This is a genomic window from Herbaspirillum sp. B65 (assembly GCF_000333555.1).
GTDB classification, from domain to species: domain Bacteria; phylum Pseudomonadota; class Gammaproteobacteria; order Burkholderiales; family Burkholderiaceae_D; genus Herbaspirillum; species Herbaspirillum rubrisubalbicans.
Genome location: NZ_BADI01000558.1, coordinates 1 through 12,023 on the forward strand (window position 1 = coordinate 1; position 12,023 = coordinate 12,023).

14 protein-coding genes are annotated in these 12,023 nt (G+C 62.7%); 8 read left to right on the plus strand and 6 right to left on the minus strand.

Going from position 1 to position 12,023, the window contains the following annotated elements; genetic code table 11:
* Positions 1–201 precede the first annotated feature (201 nt).
* Positions 202–912: a ribosome biogenesis GTP-binding protein YihA/YsxC gene (gene yihA / locus I5W_RS13520; RefSeq protein WP_044529622.1), complete on the minus strand. Its 711-nt coding sequence runs from the start codon at positions 910–912 to the stop codon at positions 202–204.
* A 205-nt stretch (positions 913–1,117) separates the two neighbouring features.
* Between yihA and I5W_RS13525 the strand changes: the two genes are divergently transcribed.
* The 6 genes from I5W_RS13525 (at position 1,118) to I5W_RS13550 (ending at position 7,535) form a co-directional block, all read left to right on the plus strand.
* The gene (locus I5W_RS13525; protein WP_044529623.1) at positions 1,118–1,780 is read left to right on the plus strand and encodes a c-type cytochrome; all 663 of its coding nucleotides are present in this window, start codon (positions 1,118–1,120) and stop codon (positions 1,778–1,780) included.
* 281 nt (positions 1,781–2,061) lie between these two features.
* On the plus strand, positions 2,062–4,215 hold the full coding sequence (locus I5W_RS13530; RefSeq protein WP_044529624.1) for a cytochrome c biogenesis protein ResB: 2,154 nt from the start codon (positions 2,062–2,064) through the stop codon (positions 4,213–4,215).
* Positions 4,216–4,314: 99 nt separating this feature from the next.
* The gene (ccsB, locus tag I5W_RS13535; RefSeq protein ID WP_044529625.1) at positions 4,315–5,469 is read left to right on the plus strand and encodes a c-type cytochrome biogenesis protein CcsB; all 1,155 of its coding nucleotides are present in this window, start codon (positions 4,315–4,317) and stop codon (positions 5,467–5,469) included.
* Positions 5,470–5,533: 64 nt separating this feature from the next.
* A complete protein-coding gene (locus I5W_RS13540; RefSeq protein ID WP_044529626.1) occupies positions 5,534–6,181 on the plus strand; it encodes an HAD family hydrolase in 648 nt (215 codons plus the stop codon).
* 67 nt (positions 6,182–6,248) lie between these two features.
* Positions 6,249–6,839, plus strand: a complete 591-nt coding sequence (locus I5W_RS13545) for a GNAT family N-acetyltransferase (protein WP_044529627.1) — start codon at positions 6,249–6,251, stop codon at positions 6,837–6,839.
* 441 nt (positions 6,840–7,280) lie between these two features.
* Positions 7,281–7,535: a hypothetical protein gene (locus tag I5W_RS13550; protein ID WP_017453044.1), complete on the plus strand. Its 255-nt coding sequence runs from the start codon at positions 7,281–7,283 to the stop codon at positions 7,533–7,535.
* 155 nt (positions 7,536–7,690) lie between these two features.
* Here I5W_RS13550 and I5W_RS13555 read toward each other — a convergent pair whose 3' ends face one another.
* The 5 genes from I5W_RS13555 to I5W_RS13575 form a co-directional block, all read right to left on the minus strand.
* Positions 7,691–8,695 (minus strand): NAD(P)H-dependent glycerol-3-phosphate dehydrogenase, encoded by a 1,005-nt coding sequence (locus I5W_RS13555; RefSeq protein WP_044529628.1) that lies wholly within the window; start codon positions 8,693–8,695, stop codon positions 7,691–7,693.
* Positions 8,696–8,735: 40 nt separating this feature from the next.
* Positions 8,736–9,185: an SH3 domain-containing protein gene (locus tag I5W_RS13560; RefSeq protein WP_017453046.1), complete on the minus strand. Its 450-nt coding sequence runs from the start codon at positions 9,183–9,185 to the stop codon at positions 8,736–8,738.
* 118 nt (positions 9,186–9,303) lie between these two features.
* Entirely contained in the window at positions 9,304–9,798 is a 495-nt protein-coding gene (gene secB, locus I5W_RS13565) for a protein-export chaperone SecB (protein WP_044529629.1), read from the minus strand.
* A gap of 51 nt (positions 9,799–9,849) precedes the next feature.
* The gene (grxC, locus tag I5W_RS13570; protein ID WP_017453048.1) at positions 9,850–10,110 is read right to left on the minus strand and encodes a glutaredoxin 3; all 261 of its coding nucleotides are present in this window, start codon (positions 10,108–10,110) and stop codon (positions 9,850–9,852) included.
* Positions 10,107–10,520, minus strand: a complete 414-nt coding sequence (locus I5W_RS13575; RefSeq protein ID WP_017453049.1) for a rhodanese-like domain-containing protein — start codon at positions 10,518–10,520, stop codon at positions 10,107–10,109. Before I5W_RS13575 ends, grxC begins: the two co-directional genes overlap by 4 nt.
* A 154-nt stretch (positions 10,521–10,674) precedes the next feature.
* On the opposite strand from I5W_RS13575, the gene gpmA reads away from it, so the two are divergent.
* Positions 10,675–11,421, plus strand: coding sequence for a 2,3-diphosphoglycerate-dependent phosphoglycerate mutase (gene gpmA / locus I5W_RS13580; protein WP_017453050.1), 747 nt, complete (start codon positions 10,675–10,677; stop codon positions 11,419–11,421).
* A gap of 83 nt (positions 11,422–11,504) precedes the next feature.
* Positions 11,505–12,023: murein hydrolase activator EnvC family protein (locus I5W_RS13585; protein ID WP_044529630.1), on the plus strand; the 519-nt coding region annotated here is incomplete at its 3' end.

Consider the following 12,023-nt stretch of genomic DNA (forward strand, 5'->3'; position numbering starts at 1 on the left):
GATTTCAATCCGCTCAATTTTTCGCGGGATACTTTACCTTAGCGGCGGGTGATTTACTCACCTCCCGCTTCCCCTTCCCTCCCTGAGCGGGGCCGATTGCGCAAGCGAAAGGCGTTCTGCCCCGGAGAATTTCCCTGTTCTCCGGGGTTTTTTTTATTCATGCGTTGTACTCCGTCTGGAAGTTTCTTGCCTTGTCGCCGATCAGGCTTGCGGCGTATCGGTGGCAGCGGTGGTCTGGTCTTCTGCGTCGCCGGTCAGGCCGGCCAGTTCCAGGATCTTGTCATTGGCTTCTTCCAGGCCGATGCGCTTCAAGGCCGAGAACAGCTGGGCTGTGAACGGGAAGGGCTGGCCATCTGCATCCACATAGCTTTGCAGGAAGGTCTGGGCCTGGCGCAGGGCATTGGTCGATTCATTGCGGTTGAGCTTGTCGGCCTTGCTCAGGATGCAGTGGATGGGTTTGCCGGTGGGGGCGAACCACTCAATCATCTGGATATCCAGGTCGGTGAAGGGGCGGCGCGAATCGACGATCATCACCAGCGCCGCCAGCTGCTCGCGCTGGCGCACGTAGTCGCCCAGCAGCGCCTGCCAGTGGTGCTTGGCCGAGCCGGACACCTCGGCATAGCCGTAACCGGGCAAGTCCACCAGCATGGCGCGGATCTCATCGGGACGCGCTTCGTCATTGCGGTGCTGGCCCACATGGGCACCGCCCAGCGAGAAATAATTGATGTGCTGGGTGCGCCCCGGCGTCTTGGAGGCGAAGGCCAGGCGCTTCTGGTTGCACAGTACGTTGATGGCAGAAGACTTGCCGGCGTTGGAACGGCCGGCGAAGGCGATTTCCGGCACACTGGTCTTGGGCAGATCCCGCAGATGATTGACGGTGGTATAGAAACGGGCTTGCCAAAGTTGCGACATGGTGGGGGGAAATCCGAAAGAGGAGGGCAAAAACGCGGAAAAGCTATTGTACAATGGCCCGAAACCCAACGCCGCGTTGACGCCGAGCAAGCAAAAAATATGGCGACCATTGGAGACAGGTCAAACAACAGGCATTTGGGTAGGGGGCAGCCAGCCGCCGAACGGGCAAAATCTCTCAATTCCACAATAAGTATTAGGGTGACGAATGAACCGTGCCTTTTCCCCACTGTTGTATACCGTTCTTGCTGCCGTGCTGGCAGTGTCCTCGGCGGCTCATGCAGCCGATGACAAGAAAGCCCCGTTCAAGGCCGATCCGGCCAAGGGAGAAGCCCTCTACACCAATGGCGATAGCGCCCGCAACATCGTGGCCTGCGTGTCCTGCCACGGCGCGGCCGGCAATTCGACCATCACCCAGAATCCCAAGCTGTCAGGCCAGCATGAGGCCTATATCGCCAAGCAGCTGCTCAACTTCCGCACCCCCGAGCGCAACAACCCGGTGATGACGCCCATGGCCAAGGCCTTGTCGGAAGAAGACATCCACAACCTCGCAGCCTACCTGTCGGCCCAGGAACCCAAGCCGGGTGCGGCCAAGAACAAGGAAACCATCGAGCTGGGCAAGCACATCTGGCGCGCCGGTATCGCCGCCAAGAACGTGCCGGCCTGTGCCGGTTGCCACAGCCCCAACGGCGCCGGCATCCCGGCCCAGTATCCGCGCCTGGCCGGGCAGCACCAGGATTACACGGTGGCCCAGTTGACCAATTTCCGTGGCGGCGCCCGTACCAACAGCGTACAGATGACAACCATTGCCGAACGCCTGTCGGACAAGGAAATCAAGGCCGTGGCCGACTACATTGCCGGCCTGAAGTAAGCAGCGACCGGTCGCAGCGCGGCCGGGTCAGTGAGAAGGCGGCCGGCGTGCCGCCTTTTTTCATCAGGATTGACGCACGTCGTGGCGCTCTGGTCGCCCTGGCGGCATGATGTCTCCTCGCCGCGCCACATCAGCGCACCGGCATACCGTGGCTGCGCAGGCGCATATCACGGAGTTTTCCCGGGAGCGGTAGAATTCCGGGTTCGCATCGCTTTGCCAGCCGGCAAGGCGATCCCCCCAGGTAAGCGGAACCGGCAGGCCCGGTCCGGTAAGGCAGGAATATGACGACGGGCAGCAGTACCCAAGGAATCCAGATCAGGAGCCGCCAGCGCTGGTTGAGCGAGGCGGTAGAACTGGTCTCATCGATGCGTTTTGCCATCAGCCTGTTGACGCTGATTGCCATCGCTTCGGTGATCGGCACGGTGATGAAGCAGAACGAACCGATGCCCAACTACGTGAACCAGTTCGGTCCGTTCTGGTTCGAGATCTTCGGCAAGGCAGGGTTGTACGCGGTCTATTCGGCCTGGTGGTTCCTGTTGATCATGGGCTTCCTGGTGCTGTCGACGTCGCTGTGCATCGCCCGCAACGCGCCCAAGATGCTGCGCGATGTGAAGAGCTGGCGCGACAATGTGCGCGAGCAGTCGTTGCGCAATTTCCACCACAAGCATGAATGGAGCACCGCCGAAGCCCCGGCCGAGGCCGCCGCCCGGCTGGCGCGGCAGGTCGCTGCCCGTGGCTACCAGACCAAGCTGGCCGACAAGGACGGCGGCACGCTGCTGGCGGCCAAGCAGGGCGCGGCCAACAAGTGGGGCTATATCTTCGCGCACGCGGCCATCGTCATCATCTGCCTGGGCGGCTTGCTCGATTCGGACTTGCCCATCCGCTTCCAGCAATGGTTCTATGGCAAGTCGGCCTTTGCCGGCAATGGCATCATCTCGGAGATTCCCGAACGCTATCGCCTGGGCCTGAACAATCCCACCTTCCGCGGCAATACCTTGATCCCGGAAGGCGCCAGCAGCAGCACCGCCATCATCCCGCAGAAGGATGGCGTGATGATCCAGGATCTGCCCTTCACCATCCAGTTGAAGCGCTTCATCATCGATTTCTATTCGACCGGGATGCCCAAGCTCTTTGCCAGTGAAGTGGTGGTGCGCGACCATGAGACGGGCAAGGAAACCGCCGCCACCATCAAGGTCAACGAACCGCTGATCTACAAGGGCGTGGCGATCTACCAGTCCAGCTTCGAGGATGGCGGCAGCAAGCTCAAGCTGGTCGGCTACCCCATGCGCGGTGGCACCAACAGCCACTTCGAGCTGGCCGGCGAAGTCAACGGCAGCACGCCGCTGCCGGCCGGCATGGGCGACTACACCATCGAATGGAGTGGCTTCCGTCCCTTCAACGTGGAGAACATGCAGGCCCAGGGCTCCGGCTCGACCGCGGGCGATGCGCGGGCGGTCAACGTCGGCAAGAGCGTCAATCGCGGTTTCATCGCCGACCTCGACAAGCACCTCGGTTCCAGCGCCAAGAACGCCAACAGCAAGGATTTCAAGAACGTCGGCCCGAGCGTGCAATACAAGTTGCGCGACAAGACCGGCCAGGCGCGCGAATACTTCAACTACATGCAGTCGCTGCCCATCGATGGCGCCGATGTCTTCCTGGCCGGTGTACGTGAGCAGCCCGACCAGCCCTTCCGCTACCTGCGCATTCCCGCCGATGACAAGGACAGCGTGGCCGAGTGGATGCGCCTGCGTGCGGCCCTGGCCAATCCGGCCCTGCGCGAGGAAGCGGCGCATCGCTACGCCCAGCAGGCCATCAGCGGGGGGCGCGAGGCGTCGCCGGTGCTGCGCGAGCAATTGCAACAGTCGGCGCTGCGCGGGCTGACCATCTTCGCCGGTGACGGCAAGGTCTCCGGCTACATCGCCGTGACCCGCTTCCTGGAGCAATTGCCCGCCGCCGAGCAGGAAAAGGCGGCCGATATCTTCATGAAGATCCTCAACGGCAGCATGTGGGAACTGTGGCAGGCTGCGCGTGCCCAGGATGGCCTGGCACCGGTGGCCAGCGACGAAAAGCACGGCCGCTTCCTGCAACTGGCCATCAATGCCCTGGCCGATGCCGCCTTCTACCCGGCGCCGGTATTCCTGCAACTATCAGGCTTCCAGGAGATCAAGGCTTCTGTGCTGCAGGTGACGCGTTCGCCGGGCAAGAAGGTGGTCTATCTGGGGTGCCTGTTCCTGGTGCTGGGCGTGTTTGCGATGCTCTACATTCGCGAGCGTCGCCTGTGGATCTGGATCAAGCCCGCTGCCGATGGCCAGGGCAGCCAGGCGCTCCTGGCCATGAGCACGCAGCGCCGCACGCTGGACTTCGACCAGGAATTCGAGCAGATGAAGGCCCGTCTCACCGGCGCCGCAAGTCCCCCTCAGGGCCCGGCGGCATAGCATTGACCATGCCGCCGGCAGATGGCGGTCATTACCCAGGCAGTTGAGCCAGCGCGTCGCGTTGGCGCAGCGCCCAGGACAGCAGCAGTGGAGAACGCAATGGAATTGACGCAAGCAAACCAGGCCTACGCCGAAGAACAAGGGTTCTTCCGCCGCCTCAGCATCGTGGACTGGATCTACGCCGCCCTGCTGGTGGCGGGCTCGCTGTACGCCTTCGGGCGTTTCGGCAGCTATATGGATTACTACGAGAAGGCGGTGCTGCTGCTGGCGGCCCCCACCTTCGCCTGGCTGGGCTGGCACTGGAAGCCGGTGCGCCTGCTGATGGTGGTGATCGCAGTGCTCTCGCTGGGTGCCATCGCCATGTATGGCGGCGCCCTGGAACTGGCCGACAAGAAATTCTTCCTCAAGTACATGCTCTCCAGCCAGTCCGCCATCCTCTGGATGAGTGCGCTGTTCTGCCTGTCCACGCTGTTCTACTGGGGCGGCCTGGCCACCAAAGCCGGTACCGGCAACGCGATCGGTTCGCGCCTGTGCTGGGCGGCTGTGGTACTGGGGTTTACCGGGCTGATGGTGCGCTGGTACGAGTCCTACCTGATCGGGCCAGACGTCGGGCACATCCCGATTTCCAATTTATATGAAGTTTTCATCCTGTTCTGCCTGATTACGGCGCTTTTTTACCTGTATTACGAACAACGTTACGCAACACGCCAGCTTGGTGCCTTCGTGCTGACCGTGATCACGGCGGCGGTGGGCTTCCTGATGTGGTATACCGTTTCGCGGGATGCGGCCGAGATCCAGCCCCTGGTGCCCGCCCTGCAGAGCTGGTGGATGAAGATCCACGTGCCGGCCAACTTCATCGGTTACGGCACCTTCGCCCTGGCGTCCATGGTGGCGGTGGCCTACCTGCTGCGCGAGCGCGGCATCCTGGCCGATCGCCTGCCCACGCTGGAGGTGCTGGACGACGTGATGTACAAGGCGATTGCGGTGGGCTTTGCCTTCTTCACCATCGCCACCATCCTGGGCGCGCTGTGGGCGGCCGAGGCCTGGGGCGGCTACTGGTCGTGGGACCCGAAGGAAACCTGGGCCCTGATCGTCTGGCTCAACTATGCCGCCTGGCTGCACATGCGCCTCATGAAGGGCCTGCGTGGCCGCGCGGCAGCCTGGTGGGCGCTGGTGGGCCTGCTGGTGACCACCTTTGCCTTCCTGGGGGTGAACATGTTCCTCTCCGGCTTGCATTCCTACGGCGAACTTTGACGGCGCGGGCAGCTCCTTGATCAGGGCGGCCCTGCCGCCCTGACCCCGAACCCAAGGAGCAACAATGAACGAACCCACCATCGCACCCGCACTGGTCATCTTCGATTGCGACGGCACCCTGGTCGACAGCGAAGTAGTGGCCGCGCGCGCCTGGTCCGAGTATGTGGCCGGCTATGGTGTCACGCTCAGCCCGGCAGAGGCCCTGGCGCGGTTTCGCGGCGTGAGCATGAAGTGGTGCATTTCCCATATCGAACAATTGAGCGGCCAGGTGTTGCCGGCGCATTTCGAGCAGGAATTGCGTGCGCTCATGGGTGGGATGCTGGAGCAGCACCTGCAGCCCATCAACGGCGCCGTGGAGATGGTGGAGCAACTGCGCCTGCCCTTTGCACTGGCCTCCAATGCCCCGCATCACAAGATCGAACTGTGCCTGCGCGTGACCGGCCTGCTGCCGCACTTCGCCGGCCGCATCTTCAGCGCCTACGATGTACAGCGCTGGAAACCCGATCCCGCCCTGTTCCTGTTTGCCGCCGAGCGTCTGGGCGTGGACCCGCTACGCTGCGCCGTGGTCGAGGACAGCCTGCCGGGCGTACAGGCCGCTCTGGCGGCGGGCATGAAGGTCATCGCCTTGCAGGAGCATGGAGTGCATCCCGAAATGCCGGCTGGCGTGCCGGTCATCACCCGCTTGGCGCAATTGCATTCGCATTTGGCCTGACCTTGTGGACAGTTCCAGCGGCGCGCAATTTAGGTAAGATCAGCAAGAATCTTCATATCCTGCTCCTATGCTCCGTCCCATCGACCGCGAACGGCAAATCATTTACTGCGACCGCGCCATTGAAGTGCGTCCGCTGGGCCTGCGCGAGGCGCCGGCGCTGTATGACGCGGTGCGCCAGTCGCGCGATGCCATCAGTCAGTGGGAAGCCTGGTGTACCCCGGACTATGGCCTGCTGGACGCCAAGCTGTTCCTGCAGCGCGCCATCGAGCAATGGCAGGTCCACGCCGCCTACGACTTCAACATCATCGATCGCAGCAATGGCCTGGTGATCGGTTCGGTGGCCATCAACCAGGTCAGCCAGTTGAACCAGATGGCCAACCTCGGCTACTGGGTGCGCGCAGGCTATACCGGGCGCGGCATTGCCGCCCTGGCCGCACGGGCGGCGGCGGCCTTCGCTTTTTCCAGGGCCGGCCTGACCCGGCTGGAAATCGTGGCCCAGGCCGGCAACCTGCGCAGCCAGCGCGTGGCCGAGAAGACCGGCGCCACGCTGGAATGCCTGGCCCGCAATCGGCTGGTGTTCCATGGCGAGCCGCGTGACGCCAAGGTGTTTTCCCTGGTGCCGGCCGATCTGGGGATGGCCGTACCGGTGCACGGGTGAGCCTTGTCGCAGGGTCTGATAAACATTCCTTGGGGTAATTTTTTTCGTCGTATTTTTGTTGTGAAAAGTGAAGAAAGATACGTTTCGCAACAAATTTTTCTGCGCTTTTTTGTTCCGTAAACCTGCACAATCGAGCGCATTCTGACAGCGCTGTCAGCCTTGATGGACGTGGGTTTGCGCGGTTTTTTGCGTGGCCGCATGGAATTCTTGTGTCGAGGAAATTTGAATTTGGCTGACAAAATACTGACTTTTCGCGTATTCCAAATCGGCGCTCGGGCGTTACATAGCTAAAGCGCTGTCAAGAAACGTAGCGCTTGTGTATCTGGAGCAGTTTCCCGGAATCAAGACTTAGGCAATATCTTTCCGGGGCGCTGCGTGTTCTTCCAACAACAACTCGGCAATGGAAGAACGTTGAGCGTCAGCGACGTAAGAGGAAATACGATGCAAGCCATACAACGCAACAAGACCACGAATAACAATCACGCCGGCCGCGCCGCCCAACAATACGTCATGGGCGGGGAAGCGCGCAGTTCCCGCCTGGCCAAGCGCTTCAAGGGCGCCGAGGCGGCGCATCAGGACGACGACTGCAACGCGCGTTACGACAAGATTTCCAAGCAGATGGATGACGCCCTGGAAGGCGGTTCGCCGCAGCGCTTCAAGCGGCCCAAGATGGAAAGTGACATCATCGCCCGCTAATGAACCGCTGATGCGGCCCTGACCCTGAATCAGGCTTAATCATTCCCGAGCGATAAAAAAACAGCCGGAGGCGGTTTCGCTCCGGCTGTCGTTTTCTGCAGTGCTGGCTGGATATGAGGTTTGATGAACCTTTGCCGGCGTCGGGCACCTCGCGGCTACAGGCTTTCCTCGCGCGCATCCCGCGCCAGCAGCCGGGTCACCATTTCCTGTACCGACACGCCATCGAACAAGGCCGCCGCCACCGCATCGGTGATGGGCATCTCGATGCCTTTTTCGCGCGCCAGTTCGCGCACGGCCTGCGCGCAGCGCACACCCTCGGCGACGTGACCGAGTTCGGTCACGATATCCTCCAGTTTCTTGTTCTGGGCCAGGCCCAGACCGACCCGCCGGTTGCGTGAGAGGTCGCCGGTGCAGGTCAGGATCAGGTCGCCCACGCCGGACAATCCCATGAAGGTTTCTGCACGTCCGCCCAGCGCCACGCCCAGGCGTGTGATTTCCGCCAGGCCGCGCGTGATCAATGCCGCACGGGCGTTGAGGCCCAGTTGCAGGCCATCGGCCACCCCGGTGGCAATGGCCAGGATGTTCTTGACCGCGCCGCCAATTTCCACTCCCACCAGGTCGTCGCTGGAATAGATGCGGATATTGTTGCCATGCACGGCGGTGACCACGCGCTGGCACAGGGCCGCGTCGGCGCCGGCGATGGTCAGCGCGCAGGGCAGGCCGCGCGCCACTTCCTGGGCGAAGGAGGGGCCGGAGAGCACACCCGCCGCCAGTTCCGCCCCCAGCACTTCCTGCACCACCTGGTGCGGCAACAGCCGCGTGCCTTCTTCCAGACCCTTGCACAGCCACACCAGGTTGGGGATGGGATAGACGCGCAGATGGCCGGCCAGTTTGCGCAGGCCCGATACCGAGGAGGCGGCAATGAGCAGCGAGTCGGCTGGATCGTCGCAGACATGGCGCACCGCGGCGTCGACATCGGCGCTGACCTTCAACTCCGGCGGCAGTGCGAATCCCGGCAGGTACAGACGGTTTTCTCGCTGCTGGTCGGCTTCCTGCATGGCCTGGGCATTGCGCCCCCACAGCACGACCTGGTGCTTGCGCGCCAGCGGAATGGCCAGCGCCGTACCCCATGCGCCGGCGCCCAGAATGGTGATCTTCATGGTTGTCGTTCTTTGCTCAGTCTTGGTCTTGCGGTCTTGCTCAATCGCCCCAGACCTCGCCGGCCTTCACGAAGCCGCTCTGGCCGTCGCGATGGCGCACCTTGACCCAGCCATTGTTGGGGCTTTCCAGCATTTCCAGCAGCACTGACTTGTCGGCCGTGAAGACTACCGGGCTGCCTTCATCGGCGGCGCTGAAGATGCGTGCATTGGCCACCGATACCACCAACATGCGCTTGGGCGTCAAGGCCTTGGAGGAAATCCAGGACAGCGTGCCAGCGGCATCCCGCACCTTGCTCCATTCGCCATAGGTCAGCACTACTTCCACCGGCATCCCGCGCGGGGCGACGTAGACGCGGCGGCCCTTTTCGGACGGGGCGTCGTACATGATGGCGGGGGCGGCGCCGACCGACTTGAAGTCCAGGGCCAGGGCATCCTTGGCCATGCAGGCGCCCAGCAGGGTGGCGCAAAGAATCAGGGGCAGGCGTTTCATCGTGAAGGTCTCCGCAGAAGGGAAAGCGCCGCAGCGCGGGCTGCGGCGACTTGATGTCGTGCCGGGCGGTCGCAGGGGAGGCGGCCGGCCCGGCAGGCGGACAGAGGGTGAAGCAGGATCAGTTGACGGCGGTGGAGCCGTTGTTGACCAGGGTCGCGCCTTGTTGCTCGGCCAGCGCCTGCAGGCGTTGCTGGTAGAACACTTCGAAGTTGATCTCGGCCAGGTGCACCGGCGGGAAACCGGCGCGGGTGATGGCATCGGCGATGTTGGCGCGCAGGTACGGGTAGATGATGTTGGGGCAGCCGATGCCCAGCAGCGGGTCCAGCTGTTCGGCCGGCACGTTGCGGATCTCGAAGATACCGGCTTGCTTGCCTTCGACCAGGAAGGCCACCTTGTCGTTGACCTTGGCGGTCACGGTGATGGTCACGGTCGATTCGAACACGCCTTCAGCCAGCGCTTCGGCACCGACGTCCACCGACACTTCGATGGAGGGCGCTTCCTGTTCCAGGAAGATGGCCGGGGAATTGGGCTGTTCCAGCGACAGATCCTTGAGGTACACGCGCTGGATCTGGAAGACGGGTTGCTGTTGGGCTTCTTGGTTCTGTTCCGACATGGATCTCTTTCAGGTTCGGTGAATCGATAGGGGAAGGTTGCTGAGCCGGCCTTAGGCTTGCAGCAGCGGGTCCAGCTTGCCGGCGCGGTCCAGTGCGCTCAGATCATCGAAGCCGCCGACGTGGGTATCGCCGACATAGATCTGGGGTACGGTGCGGCGGCCGGTCTTTTGCATCATCAGCTCACGCTGCTGAGGGTCGAGGTCCACGCGGATCTTGTCGATCTGCGTGATCCCCTTGCTGGCCAGCAAACGCTCGGCCATCATGCAATACGGGCACACGGCGGTGCAATACATGGTCACCGGGGCGCTCATTTGGCCTCCTTGGTGGTCAGCGGCAGGCCCTGGCCCTGCCAGGCGGCGATGCCACCATGCAAGCCATAGACCTCGGTGAAGCCGGCCTTCTTCAGCGAAGACTCGGCGCGGCTGGCCTGGGTGCCGGTCTGGCAGACCACGATCACCGGACGGCCCTTCAACTTGTCCAGTTCGCCGATGCGCTGCGGCAACTCTTTCAGGGGGATGTTGCGGGCGTCGCGCAGGTGGCCGGCGGCGAACTGTTCGCTGTCGCGCACGTCCAGCACCAGCACCTTGCCCTGGTTGAGCATCTGCGTAGCCTGCAAGAGGCTGAGCTTGTTACCGCGCTGCTGCAGGTAGGGAACCAGCAACGCACCGCCGGAGACCAAGGCCAAGGCGATCAGGAAAATATTGTCGATGATGAATTTCACGGCAGTCCAATGAGTTTACTGAATCCCGGCATTATAAAATAGAAGCATTGGCCGTTTTCATCCGGGCCGAACAGTCTACGGTTTGCGCCTCGTCTCGCGTAGTTCACCTTGGGGCAGCCGCATCGCTTTATCCATCATTAAAAACTAGTCCGCTATGTACAAAATCGTATTCATGCGCCACGGCGAATCGACCTGGAACCTGGCCAACCGCTTCACCGGCTGGGTCGACGTCGACCTGACCGAGAAGGGTGTGGCCGAAGCCCGCCAGGCCGGCAAGCTGCTCAAGGAAGCCGGTTTCTCGTTCGACCTGGCCTATACCTCGGTGTTGAAGCGTGCCATCCGCACCCTCTGGACCACGCTGGATGAAATGGACCAGATGTACGTCCCCATCAAGAACGACTGGCGCCTCAACGAACGCCACTACGGTGCCCTACAAGGCTTGAACAAGGCCGAAACCGCCGCCCAGTATGGCGACGAGCAGGTGCTGGTCTGGCGCCGCAGCTACGACACCCCGCCCAACCCGCTGACCCCGGGCGAGGAGCGCGATTCTTTTGGGGATGCCCGCTATGCCGGCCTCTCGCGCGAACAGGTGCCGCTGACCGAATGCCTGAAGGATACCGTGGCCCGCGTGCTGCCGGCCTGGAACGACGCCATCGCCCCGGCCATCCGCGCTGGCAAGCAGATCATCGTATCGGCCCACGGCAACAGCCTGCGCGCCTTGATCAAGTACCTGGACGGCATCAGCGACAACGACATCGTCGGCCTGAACATCCCCAACGGCCAGCCGCTGGTCTATGAACTGGACGCCGACCTCAAGCCCATCAAGAGCTACTACCTGGGCGACCAGTCCGCCATCGAGGCGGCGCTCAAGGCCGTGGCCAACCAAGGGAAGTCGAAATAAAACTGCGTTTTTCCAGCAAGACGCCGGCCGCACAGGCCGCGTCCCTTTCCGGCAAGTGCACACCACCGGCGCGTCCCGGCCTGTTGGCCGACGCGCTGCGGGGCTGTCTGCGCGCGCTTGCAGCCATCGGCGTGGGTTGCCTGCTGTGCGCAGCGGTGCAGGCCCAGCCGATCACCGAGCGCACCAAACAGAAGCAGGCCGCCGAGAAGGAACAGGCCGACCTGCAACAGCGCCTGGCCAATCTCAAGCGCGACATCGACAAGACCGAGACCGCCAAGGACAACGCCGCCGATGCGCTGTCTGCTTCCGAGCAAGCCATCTCCAAGGCCAATCGTTCGCTGCGCGACCTGGCCCAGGAACAGCAGGCCACCGAAGCGCGCCTGGCGCAACTGGTCAAGCAGTTGAATGAATTGACGGCACTGGTCAACGCCCAACAGGCCCAGCTTTCCAAGCTGCTGCGCGAGCAGTACGTGGCCGGTAATGAAGACCGCATCAAGCTGCTGCTCTCGGGCGACAATCCCAATCGCATNCACCGCGAGCTGCAGTACATGGGCTATGTCTCGCCAGCCCCAGCCCAGCTGATCGAAACCCTGCGCGCCACC

Coding starts and splice junctions, on each gene's coding strand:
- yihA (WP_044529622.1), bottom strand. CDS start 912: ATGTCGCAACTTTGGCAAGCCCGTTTCTATACCACCGTCAATCATCTG.
- I5W_RS13525 (WP_044529623.1), top strand. CDS start 1,118: ATGAACCGTGCCTTTTCCCCACTGTTGTATACCGTTCTTGCTGCCGTG.
- I5W_RS13530 (WP_044529624.1), top strand. CDS start 2,062: ATGACGACGGGCAGCAGTACCCAAGGAATCCAGATCAGGAGCCGCCAG.
- ccsB (WP_044529625.1), top strand. CDS start 4,315: ATGGAATTGACGCAAGCAAACCAGGCCTACGCCGAAGAACAAGGGTTC.
- I5W_RS13540 (WP_044529626.1), top strand. CDS start 5,534: ATGAACGAACCCACCATCGCACCCGCACTGGTCATCTTCGATTGCGAC.
- I5W_RS13545 (WP_044529627.1), top strand. CDS start 6,249: ATGCTCCGTCCCATCGACCGCGAACGGCAAATCATTTACTGCGACCGC.
- I5W_RS13550 (WP_017453044.1), top strand. CDS start 7,281: ATGCAAGCCATACAACGCAACAAGACCACGAATAACAATCACGCCGGC.
- I5W_RS13555 (WP_044529628.1), bottom strand. CDS start 8,695: ATGAAGATCACCATTCTGGGCGCCGGCGCATGGGGTACGGCGCTGGCC.
- I5W_RS13560 (WP_017453046.1), bottom strand. CDS start 9,185: ATGAAACGCCTGCCCCTGATTCTTTGCGCCACCCTGCTGGGCGCCTGC.
- secB (WP_044529629.1), bottom strand. CDS start 9,798: ATGTCGGAACAGAACCAAGAAGCCCAACAGCAACCCGTCTTCCAGATC.
- grxC (WP_017453048.1), bottom strand. CDS start 10,110: ATGAGCGCCCCGGTGACCATGTATTGCACCGCCGTGTGCCCGTATTGC.
- gpmA (WP_017453050.1), top strand. CDS start 10,675: ATGTACAAAATCGTATTCATGCGCCACGGCGAATCGACCTGGAACCTG.